This window comes from Paenibacillus sp. Y916 (assembly GCF_056786435.1).
In genome coordinates, this window is sequence record NZ_JBXCJA010000006.1 from 40947 (window position 1) to 60494 (window position 19548).

The 19548-nt window shown below is 33.9% G+C and carries 22 protein-coding genes and 1 pseudogene; 3 read left to right on the forward strand and 20 right to left on the reverse strand.

The features are described 5' to 3' along the window. Nucleotides 1–51: 51 nt before the first annotated feature. Entirely contained in the window at nt 52–261 is a 210-nt protein-coding gene (locus AC1TO9_RS14410) for a hypothetical protein (protein WP_482059552.1), read from the reverse strand. A 643-nt stretch (nt 262–904) separates the two neighbouring features. Between AC1TO9_RS14410 and AC1TO9_RS14415 the strand changes: the two genes are divergently transcribed. Next, complete coding sequence (locus AC1TO9_RS14415) at nt 905–2215, forward strand: hypothetical protein (RefSeq protein WP_482059553.1); 1311 nt, start codon at nt 905–907, stop codon at nt 2213–2215. Between the two features lie 440 nt (nt 2216–2655). Here AC1TO9_RS14415 and AC1TO9_RS14420 read toward each other — a convergent pair whose 3' ends face one another. The 10 genes from AC1TO9_RS14420 to AC1TO9_RS14465 form a co-directional block, all read right to left on the reverse strand. Then, nucleotides 2656–3219, reverse strand: coding sequence for an RNA polymerase sigma factor (locus AC1TO9_RS14420; protein ID WP_482059554.1), 564 nt, complete (start codon nt 3217–3219; stop codon nt 2656–2658). A 199-nt stretch (nt 3220–3418) separates the two neighbouring features. After that, nucleotides 3419–4084 carry a hypothetical protein gene (locus AC1TO9_RS14425; protein WP_482059555.1) on the reverse strand — a complete coding sequence of 222 codons (666 nt, stop codon included), beginning with the start codon at nt 4082–4084 and terminating at the stop codon, nt 3419–3421. A 78-nt stretch (nt 4085–4162) separates the two neighbouring features. After that, nucleotides 4163–4726, reverse strand: coding sequence for a 4Fe-4S single cluster domain-containing protein (locus AC1TO9_RS14430; protein WP_482059556.1), 564 nt, complete (start codon nt 4724–4726; stop codon nt 4163–4165). Nucleotide 4727: 1 nt separating this feature from the next. Next, the gene (locus tag AC1TO9_RS14435) at nt 4728–4928 is read right to left on the reverse strand and encodes a DUF2997 domain-containing protein (RefSeq protein WP_482059557.1); all 201 of its coding nucleotides are present in this window, start codon (nt 4926–4928) and stop codon (nt 4728–4730) included. Between the two features lie 4 nt (nt 4929–4932). Next, nucleotides 4933–5334: a DUF1257 domain-containing protein gene (locus AC1TO9_RS14440; RefSeq protein WP_482059558.1), complete on the reverse strand. Its 402-nt coding sequence runs from the start codon at nt 5332–5334 to the stop codon at nt 4933–4935. A 12-nt stretch (nt 5335–5346) separates the two neighbouring features. After that, the gene (locus AC1TO9_RS14445; protein ID WP_482059559.1) at nt 5347–7002 is read right to left on the reverse strand and encodes an AAA family ATPase; all 1656 of its coding nucleotides are present in this window, start codon (nt 7000–7002) and stop codon (nt 5347–5349) included. Nucleotides 7003–7806: 804 nt separating this feature from the next. Next, a complete protein-coding gene (locus tag AC1TO9_RS14450) occupies nt 7807–8673 on the reverse strand; it encodes an AP2/ERF family transcription factor (RefSeq protein ID WP_482059560.1) in 867 nt (288 codons plus the stop codon). A gap of 369 nt (nt 8674–9042) precedes the next feature. Further along, nucleotides 9043–9300, reverse strand: coding sequence for a hypothetical protein (locus tag AC1TO9_RS14455; protein WP_482059561.1), 258 nt, complete (start codon nt 9298–9300; stop codon nt 9043–9045). A gap of 185 nt (nt 9301–9485) precedes the next feature. Continuing rightward, nucleotides 9486–9683 (reverse strand): hypothetical protein, encoded by a 198-nt coding sequence (locus tag AC1TO9_RS14460; RefSeq protein ID WP_482059562.1) that lies wholly within the window; start codon nt 9681–9683, stop codon nt 9486–9488. A 325-nt stretch (nt 9684–10008) separates the two neighbouring features. Further along, nucleotides 10009–10203 carry a hypothetical protein gene (locus AC1TO9_RS14465; RefSeq protein WP_482059563.1) on the reverse strand — a complete coding sequence of 65 codons (195 nt, stop codon included), beginning with the start codon at nt 10201–10203 and terminating at the stop codon, nt 10009–10011. Nucleotides 10204–10449: 246 nt separating this feature from the next. Here AC1TO9_RS14465 and AC1TO9_RS14470 point away from each other — a divergent pair, with 246 nt between their 5' ends. After that, on the forward strand, nt 10450–10704 hold the full coding sequence (locus AC1TO9_RS14470) for a hypothetical protein (protein WP_482059564.1): 255 nt from the start codon (nt 10450–10452) through the stop codon (nt 10702–10704). A gap of 472 nt (nt 10705–11176) precedes the next feature. Here the strand turns inward: AC1TO9_RS14470 and AC1TO9_RS14475 are convergent, their stop codons facing one another. After that, nucleotides 11177–12331, reverse strand: a complete 1155-nt coding sequence (locus AC1TO9_RS14475; protein ID WP_482059565.1) for a GGDEF domain-containing protein — start codon at nt 12329–12331, stop codon at nt 11177–11179. A gap of 730 nt (nt 12332–13061) precedes the next feature. Continuing rightward, nucleotides 13062–13283: pseudogene (locus tag AC1TO9_RS14480) on the reverse strand (YobI family P-loop NTPase); the annotation flags it as partial. A gap of 312 nt (nt 13284–13595) precedes the next feature. On the opposite strand from AC1TO9_RS14480, the gene AC1TO9_RS14485 reads away from it, so the two are divergent. Continuing rightward, on the forward strand, nt 13596–13979 hold the full coding sequence (locus AC1TO9_RS14485; protein ID WP_482059566.1) for a hypothetical protein: 384 nt from the start codon (nt 13596–13598) through the stop codon (nt 13977–13979). A gap of 20 nt (nt 13980–13999) precedes the next feature. Here the strand turns inward: AC1TO9_RS14485 and AC1TO9_RS14490 are convergent, their stop codons facing one another. The 7 genes from AC1TO9_RS14490 to AC1TO9_RS14520 form a co-directional block, all read right to left on the reverse strand. Beyond that, a complete protein-coding gene (locus AC1TO9_RS14490) occupies nt 14000–15637 on the reverse strand; it encodes a stalk domain-containing protein (protein WP_482059567.1) in 1638 nt (545 codons plus the stop codon). A gap of 126 nt (nt 15638–15763) precedes the next feature. After that, on the reverse strand, nt 15764–16405 hold the full coding sequence (locus tag AC1TO9_RS14495; protein WP_482059568.1) for a hypothetical protein: 642 nt from the start codon (nt 16403–16405) through the stop codon (nt 15764–15766). Nucleotides 16406–16526: 121 nt separating this feature from the next. Beyond that, complete coding sequence (locus AC1TO9_RS14500) at nt 16527–16760, reverse strand: helix-turn-helix domain-containing protein (protein ID WP_482059569.1); 234 nt, start codon at nt 16758–16760, stop codon at nt 16527–16529. A 13-nt stretch (nt 16761–16773) separates the two neighbouring features. Further along, complete coding sequence (locus tag AC1TO9_RS14505; protein WP_482059570.1) at nt 16774–17985, reverse strand: hypothetical protein; 1212 nt, start codon at nt 17983–17985, stop codon at nt 16774–16776. A 163-nt stretch (nt 17986–18148) separates the two neighbouring features. After that, entirely contained in the window at nt 18149–18568 is a 420-nt protein-coding gene (locus tag AC1TO9_RS14510) for a hypothetical protein (protein WP_482059571.1), read from the reverse strand. Next, nucleotides 18540–18800 carry a hypothetical protein gene (locus AC1TO9_RS14515; RefSeq protein WP_482059572.1) on the reverse strand — a complete coding sequence of 87 codons (261 nt, stop codon included), beginning with the start codon at nt 18798–18800 and terminating at the stop codon, nt 18540–18542. Before AC1TO9_RS14515 ends, AC1TO9_RS14510 begins: the two co-directional genes overlap by 29 nt. Before the next feature lie 292 nt (nt 18801–19092). Continuing rightward, nucleotides 19093–19524 (reverse strand): hypothetical protein, encoded by a 432-nt coding sequence (locus AC1TO9_RS14520; protein ID WP_482059573.1) that lies wholly within the window; start codon nt 19522–19524, stop codon nt 19093–19095. Nucleotides 19525–19548 lie beyond the last annotated feature (24 nt).

Consider the following 19548-nt stretch of genomic DNA (forward strand, 5'->3'; position numbering starts at 1 on the left):
ATGACTTTGTTTAGGACCGATCACGTATAGTCGTTTTGAGGAAACGTTCTCTCACGAATATACATCTACCTCGTTTGGCAGCGGATGAGGCGTTACACCAACAAGTACTGAGGGGGAGTAGAGGAGGATCAACGTCACATTTGAGTTACGTCGATCGTATCCGCTTCGTATCCCGATCAGAACATCCAACAAATAGGTCAATAGAACTTGTGTTTGCTGTCCGCATACCATATTATACCGTACAACTCGTTCATAGGACAACCAATATTCTCATCTGCCACTTCCTTTTTTCTCGCCTTTATCCTTCCCCTTTTTCCTATCTTTTCTACCTGGTCGCACTAGATACGTATCTAATATCTACATGCAATTCTACAATTAGATACGTATCTAGTTTCTTTCTTTATGGTTTGGGGGGGCGGGGGTCGCGCGGGGTTAGAGAGGCCCCATCGAAACGCATAAAGTCGAAGATTTCTAGTAACAAATCTAAGTACGGGTATAAAGGGGTTAACCTGCCATCGCGCAGGCTAAATGTCAAGTAGTAACTATAGTGAGCAAGAGGTAGAAGGATTCGAAGAGCATAGATAGACCGGGCTTTCCTATGAGCGAGTTGTTCGCTATATGGTGTTATGTGGACATGAATACTATAAAAAGAGGGAGGGGATGTGAGGTTAACTGGTGGAGCGGGATCCTACGTTAGGTTTATATTCGATTTGTCGGTGGAACGAGGAATATTAATAGCAACCGCTGTCTACTGTAGATCGTGTGGCTTTAAAACAAAGTTTGAATATATATAAAAAAGGTCTGATCCGAAAATTACATAAGAATCCCTAGATATACTTGCTATGATTCTATATAGTCAATAGATGTAGAAGAAATTTCAAATTAGATGTGAAAGGATGACAAAATGGATTACTTATATATTGATGAAAAAGGTCCGCAAGAAACAATTAGGATAACGACACCCTATGATGGAGAAAAGAAAATTAAGTTAGGAAATGACAACATGTATGTTTATGTTGCTGACTTAATTAAGATAAATGAGAAATACCTCCATAAGATTGAAGAGACCTATAAAATGTTAGAAAGAAATTATATGTCTTCTAGAAATTTCCCTGAAAATAAAGAATTAAAAGGAAAAGATATTTTGGACAAGAATTTCAATTATGGTATCGCTAGTCTTAAAAATCGTGAACTAGATTTTTATAATTCCTTGTTCGACTTACTCCTTGAAAATCACGTTGATAATTTATTATTTTCAATAAATAAAATGTCTCTAGTTGTAGATAATAGGTTGACAGGTTGGATTCTTGGATTAGAAGAAAAAAGATATATAGAATCGGCACGGATTTTAAAATATTCTCTTGTGAAATATTTGGAGATTGAAGCTAGTGAAAGTGTGATTCAATCTATTTTTGATTCGAATAAGGGAAATAGAGAAGTTCTTACAGAAATTCAGAAAGACATGGCAGCTTTTGTTGAAAAGAACAAGAATATTCAGAGAATGACGAACCAAATACTGGATTATAGGTGGATAATTCAAACGATTAGAAAAACTAAGCATTTAATTAAAGGCACTCCTTTTGAGGAAGTCTCATTTGATTGGGACAAGGTGTCATTTGACATTGACTTGTGGATTGCAGAAATGTGCCTTGCCAATAAATTTAATATGCAGTCAGCAGAACTGATTCTTGATGAAGGTATACCAATAGAACCGTTCAAAAAATTAAATTTTCCATCAATAAAAGAAGATGAAGATTCTACTAATCATGTTGGACTTCGAATTTCTGATGTTTTGGTCGTAATTTCAGGAAAATATATTTCAAAATTAGCTAATGAACACAGGTACGATAAAAATAATCCAGAAAAAAGAAAACTTCTACCTCATGATTGGTTTAAATTAGAGGAAAAACAGTTTGATTTATTGAAAAAGATGAATAAATATTTTTTCCCCAATGATTCAACCTATTGTTTTATAGTTGATACATATTTTGATGATGCACTTCTATTTGAAACTTATATTAGATATATAAGTTCTTATGAATCATTTAATGATTATAATAAACAAATAGAAACGCATGTAGATAAACATTTTAATTATTTAGCCAAAAATATGATCTCCAAATGGGAGACGGCAGTAGAAAACGAAATAATGGCGAGAAGATTATATGGGAATATGATTACTGGTATTAAAGCTGGTATTATCCGTTCTATATGATCAAGCATTTTTATAAAAATAAACTATTTGTTGATCTAGCTTAAATTAATAGAAAGTTCAGATCAACCAATAGTATACCGCTATAGTTAAACACGTCAATCGATCTGTTGTTTTCAAAACAAGCCTTTTCTTATTGTATGTTTATCAGGGTTATTAGTATCAAATTTTATTTTAAAATGTTCGATGATCACTAAATCTATCCTTAATGTATACTTAATTATACTTCGACAAACCTTTATACACCAAGCTATTGCTAGCAAGATTTGATTTGTCATTTCACCCGACCAGGGTTTCTTTTCTCTTTTCCATAATGAAAACTATCTTGAATGAATATATAAGTATAGCCAGTCTTTTCTCCTTTTGCAGAAAAGACTGGCCACTGGTGATCCTATCTAATAGAATAATTAATTTGGTGATATCACCCAAAATCATTCAATTTCTCATTTGAAATCTTCAGGATCTAATTCATACTTCCACTGCTTTTTCATATAAGCACGTCCCCTATGTATTCGACTTTTCACGGTGTCATAATTCATATTATTTATATCGCTTATTTCTTTCATACTCAATCCTAATATGTACCTCTGATAAATTATAGCCTTGTATCTAGATGGTAGCGTGTCTATCATTCGGAAAAGATATTCGTTCAGTTCTGTTTGAATCACGTAATCTTCTAAACCAATCTGTAAAGAAGGTAATTGTTCCTCAAACGGAAATTCATCGTTTTCAAAGGTTGCCCATCTATAATTATTTTTCTTACGTAACATATCTAAGCAGGTATTGACCGTGATCCTATATATCCAAGCGGGGATATTTTTACTCACATCAATGTTCTGCAGATTATGATAAACCTTAATGAATGTTTCTTGCACCGCATCTTCGCGATCTGTATCACTTTTGAAGTATTTAGAAGCGGTTCTATATGCTTTATCATTATACTGATTCATTATTTTTACAAAGTCTGAATTATTTTGTGAATTCATGATAATTTGATTCTCTTTCACTTAATAACTCCTCCTAGCATTCTATTCTGTTGCTTTATTCAAGTATATCAACGGGTCTTAGCGGATGCCCCTTTTGGAGCAACCTATTTTAATAACAAAAAAAGGACCCTCTTGAAGAGTCCTATAATATGTCACTAATTATTATTATTTTCAATAACATTACTTTGGTAAGGTTCTCTCCTGTATATCACATACAGTGTTATGAACGAATAACTCGTTTTACTACAGGCACCTTCTCTTCTATCTCTTTCTCTTCCGCAACAGCTTCACGAATTACCCTTATACCTGACATAGGATTAACTTCATTTTGCATGGGTTGTTGTGTTTGTCTATCTTGATTGCTCTCATTTTCTTTATTTACGTCTGCTCTACTCACTAAAAAGCTTTCTAATGCATCAGATATAGTAGGACGCGGAGTAGGAGTAGGGCTTGGCCGTCTCTCTGTTATTGGTAACGAGACTGTTGGTTCTTCAGAAGAAACAACTGATAGAATTCTCTTTGCTAATTTATATGCTGATGCAAGAATAAAAGTGATCAACATAATAATAAATAACGGATTCGTAATGGGAATACCGTAAAATGAGTTAGGCTCTTCCATTTCATCTGCTTTAGGTGTAACTTCAAGAACTAAATTCTCTTCAAGACGAGTTAATGATTTATATTTACTTATTTCGTCAATTGTAGGCTGCTGAGAGTAAATATAGGATCTTTTTTCATTTATTGAACCCGCTACTTGTGATTCCTTATATTCTCCTACCCCACTTTGACTAGTTCCATATATCGTAATTTGAAAAACAAAAAAAAATAGTATACAAATGGCTACTATGTTTATACACTTTATTAATCCTTTATATGTATCATTCATTGGATACACCTACCTCTACCAGCATATCAACCTTTTGAATTTATCTATTGTTGCACTTTTCTTCAATACGTGAATATCCTACTTAATTAACAAATCGATATCATCACGAAACTTTTTTGAAGGAAAACCTGTAATTGAAAAGTTACCATCAGTATCAATAGTGATTTCAGTATTTCTTCCGGTAAATTCCGTATGTTGATGTTTTTCTGACAATAAATGAATTGTTTGATTGATTGATCCTCTAAGTCCGTTCACAGCCAGTTGATTCAATTCGAACCGGCCATCTATTAACACATCTATATTTGACAGTATATCTTCCCCATGCTTAGTATTTTTGATCTCTTTCAAGTAAAACCCACTAAATATCACGATTGATTCCTGTGACTTCCTTAACTCTCTAACGAGATCCCAAAGAGACTCCGGCTGAAGAAACGGCTCCCCACCACTAATCGATATTCCATCGACACCTTTTGGAATAAGTGAAAGGATCTCCTCTACAGTCATTTCAGAACCGCCTTGTTTAGAGTGAGTGATTGTATTAAAACAACCTGGGCAAGACAATGTACACCCTTGAAAGTGAATCATGGCCCTGTTTCCAGGACCATTAACAAACGTACTAGGCGTAAAAGAGTGAATTCTCATATTATCCACCATTAACCTTTGTAGATTGAGTAGGGATGATCTCTTGATGAAAGTATTCCTCTTTACGTTCTCGGATTAAACCCTCAGTACCGAGGACTTTTTCAAAAGGTCTAGTCATCTGTTCACAACCACTCCCTTTATATCCAAATGCTTCAATTTCATACGTACCATCTGGTTTACAGAGAATTTCAATTTTCCGCATATCTCTAACCTCCTACTCTTATTCTATTATCTGTAATGATTAGTTTGATATTCCCATCTTCAAGTCTGTGCATTTCAATCGGCAAGCCCTGTGCCGTAGCTACTTGTACGCTTCCCATACAAGTATAAGCTTGTTTTAATAAGTTTCCTTCTTTACCAATAATTTTTTCAACATGTCCACCCCACCAGTCTGTGGTTATTTCATAATACTCACCTTTTTTGACTAGAGCAACATCATAAGGACAATTTAGTTTATCTAGTTTTATGACCCAATCTGCTTTCATTGTAGTTGATCCATATCCTCGGGCTTTAGCGTTTTGAACAATAGTAAGATCCATTAATTCACAAGCATCTTTTATAACTTCTATATCAGTCATTTGAGTGGGGGCATTAGTAAAATGAGACATATAAATTCCTCCTTAATTTGAAATTTTTCGTAAACTTCTGTATTTTGATTCTATTTCTTCAGTTTTCACAATATCAATAGATGAACTAGCATTTCTCGCCCGTCCTTCGGCCCATTTACGAATATCGTTAATAGCTTCTTTTTTAGTAATTGAGACTGGCCGTGTCTCTAGTAGCGCCTTACTTATATCTTCGGTCATTAATGTTCGTTTATTGTCACTAAATGCACTCCATAAACCAGCTTCTACAGCACTTTCTATTTCAGCTCCACCAAACCCAGTACTGTATGCAGACAGGAGATCTAAATTAAAATCATCAGGATTACGTTTGCGTTTGCGGATATGAATTTTGAAGATCTCTTTTCTTTCTTCTGTTGTTGGTAGATCAATAAAGAAGATTTCATTAAACCTTCCCTTGCGAATTAATGCGGAATCCAGCTTTGAAATATCATTTGCTGTTGCGAATACAAACACCGGTTTCGTTTTCTCCTGCATCCATGTGAGAAGAGTAGCACCTATCCGGGAAGTAGTACCTCCATCGTTAGAGTTCCCACCCGATATTCCACTTAGCGACTTTTCGATTTCTTCTATTTGCAATATACATGGAGCAAGTGCTTCCGCTGTTCGAAGTACACTACGTAATTTTTGTTCCGATTCACCAAGCAAAGAACCAAATATTTGTCCAATATCGAATCTTAATAGAGGAATTTTCCATGCTGCGCTTGTAGCATTTGCAGCGGCAGATTTACCTGTCCCTGGTTGTCCTGTACAAATAACCCCTTTCGGAATATCGAGCCCATAATCAATAGCTTCTTTGGTAAATGCGCTTTGATACATAATAAGCCATTTTTTTAGTTCATCCAAACCACCAATATCATCTAATGAATATTTTGCAGGAATATATTCCAATATTCCACCACTATTAATAAATTGAGTTTTGATTTTTTGAACTGATTCTATCGCAGCATCACTAGTAAAAGATTTATGTTCTACCCAGGATAATGCAAATGCATTTTCAGCTTCAGAGCAAGTTAAACCCATTGCAGCTTGTACCATCCGATAACGGTGATCATCTGTTATGCCAAATTCTCTTATACCTTTATCTACAATTTTGATTTTTGAATTATCGGTCATATACTCATTATCTAAATTTAATTCAGTAAATGTTACGGAAGCAATAATATCGTTTAATACATAATTAAGTCTCTTTTCATCTGGAAGATCAAATTGGAGAAATGTAATGTCCTTTGAGAGCTCTTGAGGTAAATTCACCTGAGAACTTACAAATATTAAATGTCGCTCTTTTGTTTTTGCTATGGGAATGAGATCTTTTATGTATTGTATAATGAGATGTTTCGTATTTGGATTTTCAAGAAAAAAATGCATATTCTTAAAGACGAACATCTGTTTATCTTCCGTTGTATTTTTCGCAATTTCTTTCAGAGCTTCTATCGGATCTAAAATATCCATACCCGCAGGTACTATGTTTTTTATAGGATCAAAGAAACCTTTTGTGCAACTCCATTCTAAATATTTCAACTCTCTTACGTCTTCACCCTTTCCCTCTTTTGCAATACGTTGTAAATCTTCACAAACTCGGTCCTCTTCCCAATCTTGTATCCATATTGCTGGGTAGCCTGCAAGTAAATATTGTTTAATTTTCTCTTTCAATTCAACCACTCCTTTGGATTTCTATCCAGTCAGAACATTTACTTTACTAATTAAATTATAATATTAAGTTTAATCCTTTTTTCTATCTCTTATCAATTTTATAAGATAGCTTTTATTAAACATTTTATTCATAACTACAAGTTCTTCCTGTTTTAATACATTATTATTTTCAATGCTCAATCTGATATGCCTTAATGAATCTTTAGTAATTTTAAATGATGTGATTGTTTCTTCATTTGATTCTTTCTGATACAACATCCCTATAGCTTTCTGTATATACGATAGTTCTTCATTTAAGATATAAATATAGAAATCTCGATAGGTACTAATACTTTGATTGGTGATTGGATAAAGTTGATTTCGCATTTTATATATATGGTGATATGACTTGATAATTGGTATAAAAATAACGAACACAAATATTATTATTAAAAATACATTTGCATTCAAAAGGGATATTTCAATCCCAAACCAGGAACATACTGTTTTAAACCCACGACCTATAAAGAAGGGGAGAACAAACAACACTACTATCCAATATATGTTTCTTATGAAGCTCAATGATAATCCTGAAGATTGTCTAATATAAATTCCCCCCACTATAAAGTAGTCTCTTCGTATTCTCCAAAGTACATGGGACTAGGATTTCTTCGAACCATCTTATACTCCTCCGACATTCAGGTAGATCTCATATCATCCCCTCATGAAATTTAATATTCATTCGCTGAAGTGATTCTTTTTGAAATACCCATTCTTATACACTCTCTTCAATTCATTCGAATTCATAACTGGCAGGTTATATCACTATTTCTCTATTCTATTAAGTCTTACGTATCCTTCACCGAAAACTTTCAATGCATAATTATTATATGCCAGAGCAGCTTCTCTTTCATTTGGGAAAGTTCCCAAATGATTACCTATTCCATCTATAACTAATTTTGCCCTCCAAATACCTCCGCGTTTCCTCTCTTGATAGACGCCCTTATAACGAGAAGTTTTGCCTTTTGTTTTGTTAGGTCCCCGTTGTAATTGAGCTCTTTGCTTAGAGGAAACCATGAGATTTCTTCTTCTAAAATCATTCATATCCTTATTAATTTGTACAGTCCAGGAAGTACTAGCAGATGGTAACAAGATTCTTGCTAATGATCTGTGAATTTTCACTCCATCAATTTCCTTTATAGCATTTATTGTTTTACCGTCCCCCTTTCTTTTAAAGACAAAACCTTCTATTTTCTGAATATCTTCATGATCTATAACAAAGAAGTCCCCTCCTTCATTGAAAACGACCTTCACCTCTCCGTTAGAGTGTATATATAAATCATGATGTTTGAGTTGTTGGCGATCCATTATACGAGTATGACCTCCAGGTCTTATTACTAAATGCCTCTGTCTCTTGGCAGCATCTTTCTTGTTTACGATTTCGAGATTATCTCTGGTAAAGTCATATCGATCTTTTACCTTCTGAACACCCATGAGTCCCTTTTCTGGTTTTAAGATATATCGTTGAATGCTGATATTTCTTTGATGGATAGGACTATAGATGATAGTCCTACTCTCATCTGGTCGTTTAATTAACTTACCCTCAAAAAGATGCTCGTCTTGCGAACTAACAAAGATATAGTCTCCATTAGAAAAGTCTATTCTTACTTTTGACGGATGAATTATAAGCATGTTACCTCCACAACTTCTTATTTAATTGTTAAATTGCTTATTATATAGGAATAGGTAAGGAATAGGTAAGGATTAGATGTTATCGCAACCTCTCAAGGATCAATGCATTTCGGCATATGCCTTGTTAAACCTAAAGCATTAGCTACTTACCTCTTTTCCAATTCCAATTAGACTCCCATTCCTATACAATCCAATATTATCGTTCAATCTTATCTTTAAAAGTTTCCGTACTATTAGAAGAATAGCCTAATTAATAATCATTTTAATAAGTATTACGATATAATTAATTTTCCGTTCCCGTTTTTAACAATATGGGGATTATACAAAATGAATCACTTTCTACTCTCCATAGACAACATAAATATTGTGTCATATTTCGAGTCTACTTTCATTTGCTAAATACCCATGTGATTTTTGTATCTCCATCTTTTCGCGATTTTTCGTTAAAACTTTATACATAAATTCAATACTTAATTCTGCAGCTTCATTACGCGTTAAGGAATCCATTCCAGAATCACTTAACATCATCATAATTTCCGCCAATTTATTAGCATGTATAATATTGATTTCTATACTTTGGAAAGTTTTAGTAACCTGCTTAATTGATCTAATTTCCGCCTTCTTCATATTCCTTCTTTTCTCCTTTTTCACGAAAAAAAGAACGCATCTCTCCTGAGGAAAGATGCGTTCTTCGCATTTTATTGTTTGTAATTGATGCTATTGTATCATTTTAAAACTGACGTATCAATAATTTTTCGACAAATAACATATATATCCCTCAGAAAAATGATCATATAGCTTGTTTTAAGCTACTAAAGATCTGCAGGTTTACCTATGCCCGGAAAATTATAATTACCTTTTTTCACTTCTCTAAATTCCACACTTTTAGCTAAGGCATAGTCTGGATGTGACCTTTCTTTTACTTCACAAACGGAACAGATCATATCCGTATTAAACATACTCCCTTTTGTCACAGATGGCTCTTTTAAACATCGATCACATTTATTCATATTATTCTTACTCCTTTACGTTTTTCTCATAAACTTATTCTCTCACTAACTATTCTGATGCACGTTTATGTACTTCGATAAGAATCTTTCATAGTACACTTAGAACATACTCTTGACACAAAAAAAGCATCTAACAGCTCATTAAACCAATCACACATAGTGCGAATTTAGATTAATCACTGTTTTAGATGCTATTAGAATGCTCCCTTTGCGCATGCCAGAGAGTAAATAGAATAAATTAAATAAGATATACATCAATAATATCAAAAAATCTATTTATTAGGAAGTATAATATGTAGAAACTTACTTGGTTTATGAGATATTTTCAGTAAAGACGTTCTGCTTCTGTTGAAATGAGAAAAGAAATAAAATCAATTGGCTTTTTCCACTCGCCTATTTTAATACCAATTTGTACTTTCTCTTCAAAGTGATTAACTACGCTGATTTGGGGTTTGAAAGTTACTCCGACTACTCTGTATATGCTTAAATTCTCAGTTAAATATCTCTTTGGTTCTTTCATTGAATTTCCCTTCTTTGAAGTAGTATTTTTCTTAATGGAATAGTAATTTTTCATGTCGATATTATTAGCTTTGTTTCTTTATTTAATATTTTATACATTTCATACAATGCACCCTTATTTTATTAGACTATAGACAAAAAGACAACCCCTGAATGGTTGTCTTGCATGTATTCTATTTTTATTTACTTTTATTAACTTCAAAGAACTTTAAAGATATTTCATAAACATAAGATCGAACAATTGGACTTGGATTTCATTGGTCGTGACAAGCCAAAGTATTGTCCAATTCGTTGGCGAAATACGTACACTGCTCTCGGAGATACTGGACTACTTGAGGAGCAACGCGGAATAGGAAGCACAGGCAGACGACCTACAGTGGCGCATTCGACAGAAGAAAGGTTAAAACTCGCTGAAGCACGCATTAAACTATTGGAGATGGAGAATGACTTTCTAAAAAAGCTAGAGGCGCTCGATATTCAGAAGATACGGAGAAATCGTTGACTCCCTTCGAGCGCTTTCAGATCATTAACCATACCCTACGTAAACACGCTTTGCAGAGAATGACACGGTATCTGTGTAGGTTGGCCTATGTTAGTCTTTACGGGCTTTACCGGTGGTATGCCGCTGAAGAATCAAGGACCGTTAAGAGAGGATGCAGACGAACGTGAAGCGCTGCTCATTAAGGAGTGTTTTGACAAATTGAAAGGTACGGCCGGTGCTTTAATGATAAGATGCGACTCGAAAGTACAATCGGGATCGTCATGAATCATAAGATCCTCAGACAGTGATAAGATGACTTCTGAATTCACTTTTTTCACAATCATACTCATATTTTTTGATCTCGACGTTCCCCACAACGTGTGCATTCTTCTCCATTTTCTTCAAGTCCAGTGAAGTCTTCTTTTATACATTGGGCTATCAACCAAATGTGATCATTTTCAGTGATGCAAATAGTTGGCCCGTATTCAGTCACCTATTCACTTCCTTCCATAACTACTGCAGCGATATCCATCATATCTATCTTTCTAACATGTTCATCATAAGAAACAATTCTGTTTTTTCCACTTTTTTTCGCAACGTACATTGCTTCGTCTGCTTGTTTGATTAGTAGATCAGGTTGTACACCAGATTGATAATTTTTATATCCCATGCTTACGGTTACTATACTTTCTTGCTCTATACGAAATCTAATACGTTCAGTTAATTCCTTCATATCAATCTCTGGTTTTTGAGAAAGCATCACAATCTCTTCCCCACCATATCTACATGCGATACCAATACCATCAACTTCTTCCAGGAAGATGCTTCCTACTATTTTTAGGACATCATCACCCACCTTATGACCTTTTGTATCATTTAGATTTTTGAAGTTATCAATATCACTAAACACCACATTGACAGGAATACCTTCTTTAACACATTTATTAATATACTTTGTGAATTGTCTACGATTATACAAACCAGTAAGTGGATCCTTTGTTGCAGATTCATAGGAACTCTGCATGATCGTTAGGGTTTGTTCGAGAAGTATTATTAACATAAACATATAAGGTACTATCGATATTAATGAAGAAATCATTTGAATGCTGTTAGGCACATGCGAACTTAGTTGTCCCCAGAGCACAAAACATTGTGAAAAAACAAAAACTGCTGCTGATATACATAAATATTTTTTCCATCCAAAATTAATTCCATAGAAGTACACAATTAATAATCCTACTGAGATAATTGAAATTATTGTTGCAATAAAGGGCGCAATGAAAATGAATATTAGCGTTAGTATTGAGGGTCCTAAAAAAGATATCTGCGTCTTTAATGAATCCAGGTTATACATACGATAGAAACCATAAAGCAAAACAATATATGATACTTGTGTAAGTCCAAAAAGAATCGCAGAAAGCCACGAAACTTCAACACTCATTAATGAAGCTATTAGTGTAGATATAAACGCCAAACCATTAAAGCATAAAACTCCTTCGAGTATGTAAAATAAAAAGGTGTATGACTTCCTATTACGCTTTTGATGAAGCTTTAACGAGAGCATCCATAAAATGATAATAACAGGCAAACAAACAAGGTATCCGATAAACTGAGCTTTGACCCCAGTAAAAATATTCAGCAATTCCACAACTAACACTTCCTTATTTGAATTATTGATAGAATTTATTAAACCATCTTCTATGTAACTCCATTGGATTAAGAAGATATTGAAACCAATACTTTAAATCGTATATATCTTGATTATTTTTCAAAATAATATGTTTGAAACTTTGAACGGACAAAGTAAGTAATACCGGTAACCACAGAATACTACCACTCAATAGAAAGTAAACTAATCCTCTAATTGTGTTTAATACAAAATACCAACCATCATAGTTTTTATCTAGTCCTTTAGCTTTTCCCCATAAAAAGAAAAAGAGATAAAAACATAAGCCTAATATTATATATATTTTGTATAAGTTGAACACAACTAATAGCAGGATAGTAAAACCAATCATTAAGACTTTTAATATTTGTCGCACCTTGCACCCCACTTCTGATTTTTGACAGAAAAAAACGCGAACTACCCCATAAGGTAATTCGCGTGCTTCGCGTCTGGTAATATTTGATTAGTATTATTATACAACAAAGGTTTGCTTTCCTCAATCCTTATAAGATTAGCTTAATCATCTCAAATAACATTCATTAATCTGTAATTCATATACGCGGGATTAAATTTGATCTAATGATTTAGTTTACAGGAACTTTCATTTTCCCATTTCCTAAATGACGAATGTGTAATTCCATTTCAACTTCTTATCAGTATCTTTGAATCATCTCAGAAAATTAAAGAAACTACATTAGAGGGGAAAATACGTATCACTTGAATCAAAATGAGCTAATGAAATATTTAGAAATTTTTTATTGGGTTGATGTTTTTTGTAGGTTTCAATAATACTACTTTTCCCAGCACTATATGAGCCAGTGATTGCAATATTCTTCAAATCATCTTCCTTGATAGCAAAGTCGAGGGCTTCTTTATAAGTATTAATAAAAGCATCTGTTATGGGTGTTAACTTTTGAAAATTTAACTTATTCATACTTAGTCACCTGTTTCATTGAAATGTGAATTCAAGAATTGTCTTACCCCATTTGAAAGTTTTCACATCAAGCCCCTTCTATTAATATTACTACTACATCCTACCATATTTTCACAAAGTGGATATGATCTCATAATTTTTATATTAGCAACTGCTCTATATACTTAGGTGCTGCAATTTTAGAAGTCTAGACAGATCTCATACTTCCAAATTATAATATAGTCAATCGAATTTATTAAAAGTGCGAAGTACGCATCCGTTCTCATTAGAGAATCGATGCGGTTTTCTCTTTATTAGAAAGGTGTTGCTTACTTGGAAATACACATATTAGCAAAATGGTTACTGCTTGGCTTTATTTCTGATACTGATATATGCCGGGATTTTTCCTATCACGAATCCACTAGTTATTCTACTTTATTATCATTAATAGACAGCGCACGTATCTATGGTAAAGGGGATTCCTCTAAAGAGGTTGATTTTTTAACCGCCCGTCTCCCTACTGTCGTTTGGAATAAATCCTCTGAAACCAAATCGCTTGATGAATATTATGTGATTGAGATAGAAAAGGTGAATTTCGGTATTATTCGTACAAACCTTTTGGATTGTTATCCTACAGACCAGGTTGCAACACGATTAATGCAACATTTTGAGGGCCATTCGTTCAGGATCACTGCACATAGAAAAAGGAGCTTTTAAAAGCTCCTTTTTCTGATTGATTAATTATTTATTTTTCGGGCTTTTTCTAATTGGTTTACCGCCTCTGTAATGCTATCACTCGATTTATTAATCGATTCTTGAATTTTTCTTAAACTTTCTGCATCCTTCCAACCACCCTTAAGAAAGTTACCAAATGAGTTGAATAATTGTCCGGATTTATCCTTGAATTTAGTAGCTAATTCCGGGTCAGTGATACTTGTCTTTACATCCGTCACATAGGCATCAAACTTTTGAGTAAGAGATTTGTCTTGTAATGAAGATGATAGGCTCTTTACCGTTTCAGAATGCAATACTGCCTCTTTCATACTAGCTATATAACTTTGTATCGGTTGGTAGGCTCTCTTGGCCTTAGCGATCAGTGTAATGGCCGCTCCCGTAGTAATGGTTTGATCTTTGTTTAATACGTCACCGTATACACCAAAATCAGCTAAAACTGTCTCAGATCCTACTTCGTTGATCTGTAGCGCTCTACCCAGTATCGTAATGATATTAGATACCGTTACAGGTTCATCTGCATTTTTTATCTCCGCAACTGTCATAAGTCCAGCATTGACAGCATAATCGACAAGTTTTTGAAATTGTTCTTCTTGAGATAGTTTATAAAATGTTTGAGCCATAAAAATCGCTTTTGCTTCAGGATAAATTGCAATGATGACATATTTAAGGAGTGCCTCTTGGGTCAGGATCTGTTCAGGATTGAATTGGCCATTCATGAATCCAAACTCTTGTGCTTTCTCTAGAAAATAATCATTTGAAAGTAATTCATTGCTCGTCATGGCAGACCTATCACTTCCTGTTGCATCCCACATACCGCGTCTTCCTTGCTTGGCATCTACCTCAAGATCCTCGAACAAGGTACTCCAGCGAACGTTAGGGGCAATAGTCATTGCATTTGCATACCCTTTCGCAACCAGATCCGCATTAAATAAAGACCCATCTTCTAAAAATACGTAACTTAATACCCTTCCATAAGGATCGTCTGTCTTATCCGGTGCGACAAATATCGTTTTCTTGGATAACATCTTTTTCGTATAATCAGAAGCCTCTTTACCATAATATTCAACAGGAGAATCTGGCTTTACTGTTTCCGGTGTGTCTACTCCGATTAGTCTGAAGGTTGCTTGTTCTCCTTTTCGTTTCCCTCCAACGTAGATGCCTTCAAACGTATCTCCGTCACGTATATAGCTTACTTTTACTTCATCAACCAATTGTGAGTGAATAGTAACGGTTTGTGGTTCATTTATCCATCCAACTGTTGCACCGAGAGATTCACCTACAAACCGGAGGGGGACAAATGTTGTTCCATTTATTAAAATAGGTGGACTATTTAAAATAATGGCTTTCCCATTCTTATACGCCTTTTTTTCACCGATCGATATTTGTACACGTTGTGATTCTTTTACTGCTGTAATCGTTTGAGTATTCTTATCCCATTTTAGAGTTGCTTCTAGTTCTTCAAATATTGCACGCATTGGTACCATTGTGGATCCATTAATAATCACTGGTGGTGTCTCAAAGGTCATTTTACCTCCATCTAAGTAAACCGATATCGGGGAAACAACTTCTGCTCTAGCATACGAATGACTTGATGCAAACAGTATTACAGTTAAAGCTGAGATAATCATCTTTTTAAACATAACTTATCTAATTTCTCCTTCCAGCGCACAAAAAAGCGCACGACCCTTAGGGTGTGCGCGTGCTTCGTCGCTTATTGTATTTGATTACTTTCATTATATGTTATTTCTTTGAGTTTCTACAACTCTTTATACAGCAATTACCTTTAATCCTGCATTTTCTGCACGATCATTTTCAATTGAGTCCAATGATACAAATATCACGTTGTTCAAGCACGTATTTTCATATTGAATATATGTACTAATGATACGATCCGTCATATCATCTGGATTCAATCCTAAACGGGTAATTGCTCGCTCATTTACTGCTAAAAGGGTTACGAACGAGTTATCCTGCTCTACTAATCTCTTAATCTGATGCGGAATACCCGCTACTTTTGAATTTCGCTTCACTTCTTCTAGAACTTCATCACATATAAGTACTTGATAGTTGTTGATATAATGAATAAGTTGAGGATACTCAATCAGTATATCTGCAGATAGACCAAGGACGTATCCCTCTTGATCATAGTTATTCAACAGTTGTATAACCTGATATAGATTTTGATCAATGGATACTGGAGAAGCTTTCTTTAGAACCGGTATTTTTTCAGCTGTCGATTGACTATTTGATTCATGAGTTTTTTCTGACTTCATTTTTTCCAGGGATTTATTTTCTTTATATAGCTCTATTCTATAGACAATATAAGTATGTATAGTAACCACACATATCAGTGCTATGAATAACTGTACTCCCCATCTTGTGAGATCTGCATTTGTGATTTCATTCATATTATCCACTTCCTTTAATTAACACTTGATAAGTTAACTATATCATGTAAATAAAATAGTTGCCTATAATTAGGCAACTATTTTCATCATGAATCTATGTGGTAAACATGTAGAAAGGATCTCAACTTACTCTGTTTTTAGATAGCTTAAACAATGTGTCTATAGGGATTCCTAAACATTCAGATATTTTGTGTAAATTAAATTCTTTTGGATAGCGTACCCCCCGCTCCCAAGCTGAAACTGTAGTATTATCTACTCCTACTTTAAGAGCAAATTGTGCCTGTGAGTATTTTTTGTTTTTTCTGTTTTTTCGAATATCTTCACCTAATGTAATAGACTCTAAATCTTCTCTCATTTTTTTCACCTCACTATTCAAAATATTTTAATTGTAGATTCGGCTGAATTTTGTGCAGCTTGTTCTTCAATCCTTCATAATCATTATCTAGGTCCTGATTACTTATCTGAACATACTGATAATCTACACGATTTGAGAAGAATTCTATTCTTTTTTTATCTAACTCCATACCTAAAGTGCTGTCAGAATAGTCCACAATAACAATGTTGTTTTTTAAATATAAAATCCAACTTGGGACGAAATAGATGTTTTGTTTTTCTTCTGATCCTATTGAGAAATATCTACGACATAACTCTGCTCCTGGTATATCATGAATGATGTTTCGAAGATAAAAAAAGTCATCTATTAATTTTTCATTCTCTGATCTTAACCAATCACCATCCAAAGAGGTGTAACTTCCAAACGAAAAATCAGTTTCCATACTGACGAACGAAATAACTTCTTTTTTGTTATCACTTAATTTCAACTTCCCATAAATTACGAGGGGCCTTCCTTTATAAAAATCAGTTATGTTTAGATTACAACTAAAAATGGCATTCCTCATAAAAATAACTTTGTGATTAATATAGCTTCCCGTGGTTCCATTTTTTTCACCACGTAAAGTGATTTCGTAATTTTTATTCAAGGTCTCTTTGGAAGTAAGTACTTTGCCTACAATAAACCGTTTTGTATCTTGTAATTTCTTTTTTTCATCTAATTCAATAATTCGTTTGTAGGATGGAATTAAATCCTCAGATTTAATCTTGTTAGATCTCCCCTCTTCCTCAACAACAAATTTACTGTGTAAAACTTGTTCGTAGTCACTCTTAAGAATAAGTTCGTAAAAATCATGAATGAACTTGCTTATATGATTTTTTCTATAATCCGGTAGAGTTTCACTTGTTGTACGTGTTAAAACTTCCATATCACTAAACTCTACTCCCACAGATGTTTCTGATTTCTTATTCTGAACGAAGTTTAGATAAAATAAAGGGTTTTCATTGTTCTTCCTGTCCATTTTCACCGATTCATTGCAAGACTCTACTATAGTCTCAATATCAAAACCAAAGTACTTACACTTATGAGTCTTTCTATCAACGACTCTAAAGTGTGGAGCCCTTCTCTCAGATTTAACAAATGACATTTTGCCTTCACAGAAACGACAAACCACGTCACCATGTTTATTCTCTCTATAATAGATTGCAGAAATTTGCTTTCTTTCGATACCATATCTGGCCCACTGCATTTTCTTCTCCTCCTGCTCCAGTTTAGGGATAGTAGGTTGATTTCTAGTTGTATATATATAAAAGAAGCACCACCAATCAGCCCTAAGGCTGTTTTGGTGGTGCTTCCACAAAAAAGAGTATTTAATTATTTTGATTATACCACATTATAGATCATCATTTATACTACAACTTACGATAAGTAGCGTTTATTCTCATAACTTCTTCTAAATCTTTTTGACGTAAATTTTTAAAGTACTTTATATTGCTACCCGCTTGTTCCAAAACACTTTCAACCAATATATATCTGTGATATTTCTTGTTTATAATATTAGTATGTCCTTTTTGAAATAGAGAATAAAGTTTATTCTTTGCTAGCGCTGCCCATGTGGAATAGAAAAACAAAAACAGAGCATACAACGTTAAAAATAATGCCGTTATGCTTATCATCAGTGGAACTTTGGTACCCCATGTTGGATCTGAAACAGAGAAAAAATTGATGGCCGTACTGATAGTATAATAAAGCGAAACAATAATACTTAACGATATTGGATATATCCATAGTTTTGAAGGTTTCTTAAATAGTTTGTAATGCTGTGTCATCATTTTCTCCGATTCCCAAGTTACTATGTGCTACATCAAATGCTGCTTCATTTACATGGAGGTGGATCGTCTTATTGAGTTCTTCGATTTCTCTTCTGGCCGTTCTTTTATTTTCAATCGTTCCATAATTAATCATTCCCAGTAGCACCACATACTTTTTCATGAGTACAGCTGCGTCAACTGGTTCCAATCCATGTGTTGTTGGATACATATCCAATTCAGATTCTTTGCACATATATAGTCACTCCATTAGAATAAGGTAATTGTTATATTTCCCTTTTACTATATATTGTGAATCTATTTTCTGCAAATAAGTGAGGTACAGTTATTCGAATTTCACTTCTAAAAAAACAAAAAAGCTTGGGTATGTATTTTACACACCCAAGCCTTCATGTATTGAGAAAATTAATTATTAGTCTGCATTTTCCTTTTTCAGAGCCTTCTGAAAGACATCCTTATTCCCATATTTCTGTTCTATCTCAAATAGCTCTGAAGTTGATGGGGAGAAGTAGTCATATGGTCTCTTCTCAGTTTCTCAGTTTGAACATAAACTCTTTTATTGATATTTCTTTCATACCACGTTTCGTAATTTTTATCCAAACTCTAATCATTTCAGGTAACTGATTTAATAAAATTGAAATAGATTCTTCAACTTTTGGTTTTGTCCCTCTAATAGCTTTAAAAGGAATCACCAAGGGGAAAGCATGAACACATGAATTAAATTGTATAAGAGCTACCAATTTATTGTCTGAATATGTGAAAACATGTTTCACTTCAGTCCAAGAGATGTCTGTATCTATCAAAACTTCTTTTCTCTTAAACAACATTTCAGCTACACAAAATGCTCGATAATGATTTACTCCATCATGTACTGTAGGCATTAAAAACGAGAACTCTAAATTTTCAACAGACATATTCATTTCTTTAGATAATTTTTCAAAATGTGTTTCGATCATCATATTACCCTCCGATAAATTAATTAA

What these genes read in the sequence shown, in the direction of transcription:
- AC1TO9_RS14510 (WP_482059571.1), bottom strand. Translation starts at nt 18,568, where the DNA reads ATGATGACACAGCATTACAAACTATTTAAGAAACCTTCAAAACTATGG.
- AC1TO9_RS14440 (WP_482059558.1), bottom strand. Translation starts at nt 5,334, where the DNA reads ATGTCTCATTTTACTAATGCCCCCACTCAAATGACTGATATAGAAGTT.
- AC1TO9_RS14490 (WP_482059567.1), bottom strand. Translation starts at nt 15,637, where the DNA reads ATGTTTAAAAAGATGATTATCTCAGCTTTAACTGTAATACTGTTTGCA.
- AC1TO9_RS14435 (WP_482059557.1), bottom strand. Translation starts at nt 4,928, where the DNA reads ATGCGGAAAATTGAAATTCTCTGTAAACCAGATGGTACGTATGAAATT.
- AC1TO9_RS14505 (WP_482059570.1), bottom strand. Translation starts at nt 17,985, where the DNA reads ATGCAGTGGGCCAGATATGGTATCGAAAGAAAGCAAATTTCTGCAATC.
- AC1TO9_RS14455 (WP_482059561.1), bottom strand. Translation starts at nt 9,300, where the DNA reads ATGAAGAAGGCGGAAATTAGATCAATTAAGCAGGTTACTAAAACTTTC.
- AC1TO9_RS14495 (WP_482059568.1), bottom strand. Translation starts at nt 16,405, where the DNA reads ATGAATGAAATCACAAATGCAGATCTCACAAGATGGGGAGTACAGTTA.
- AC1TO9_RS14520 (WP_482059573.1), bottom strand. Translation starts at nt 19,524, where the DNA reads ATGATGATCGAAACACATTTTGAAAAATTATCTAAAGAAATGAATATG.
- AC1TO9_RS14465 (WP_482059563.1), bottom strand. Translation starts at nt 10,203, where the DNA reads ATGAAAGAACCAAAGAGATATTTAACTGAGAATTTAAGCATATACAGA.
- AC1TO9_RS14460 (WP_482059562.1), bottom strand. Translation starts at nt 9,683, where the DNA reads ATGAATAAATGTGATCGATGTTTAAAAGAGCCATCTGTGACAAAAGGG.
- AC1TO9_RS14500 (WP_482059569.1), bottom strand. Translation starts at nt 16,760, where the DNA reads ATGAGAGAAGATTTAGAGTCTATTACATTAGGTGAAGATATTCGAAAA.
- AC1TO9_RS14515 (WP_482059572.1), bottom strand. Translation starts at nt 18,800, where the DNA reads ATGTGCAAAGAATCTGAATTGGATATGTATCCAACAACACATGGATTG.
- AC1TO9_RS14430 (WP_482059556.1), bottom strand. Translation starts at nt 4,726, where the DNA reads ATGAGAATTCACTCTTTTACGCCTAGTACGTTTGTTAATGGTCCTGGA.
- AC1TO9_RS14415 (WP_482059553.1), top strand. Translation starts at nt 905, where the DNA reads ATGGATTACTTATATATTGATGAAAAAGGTCCGCAAGAAACAATTAGG.
- AC1TO9_RS14450 (WP_482059560.1), bottom strand. Translation starts at nt 8,673, where the DNA reads ATGCTTATAATTCATCCGTCAAAAGTAAGAATAGACTTTTCTAATGGA.
- AC1TO9_RS14425 (WP_482059555.1), bottom strand. Translation starts at nt 4,084, where the DNA reads ATGAATGATACATATAAAGGATTAATAAAGTGTATAAACATAGTAGCC.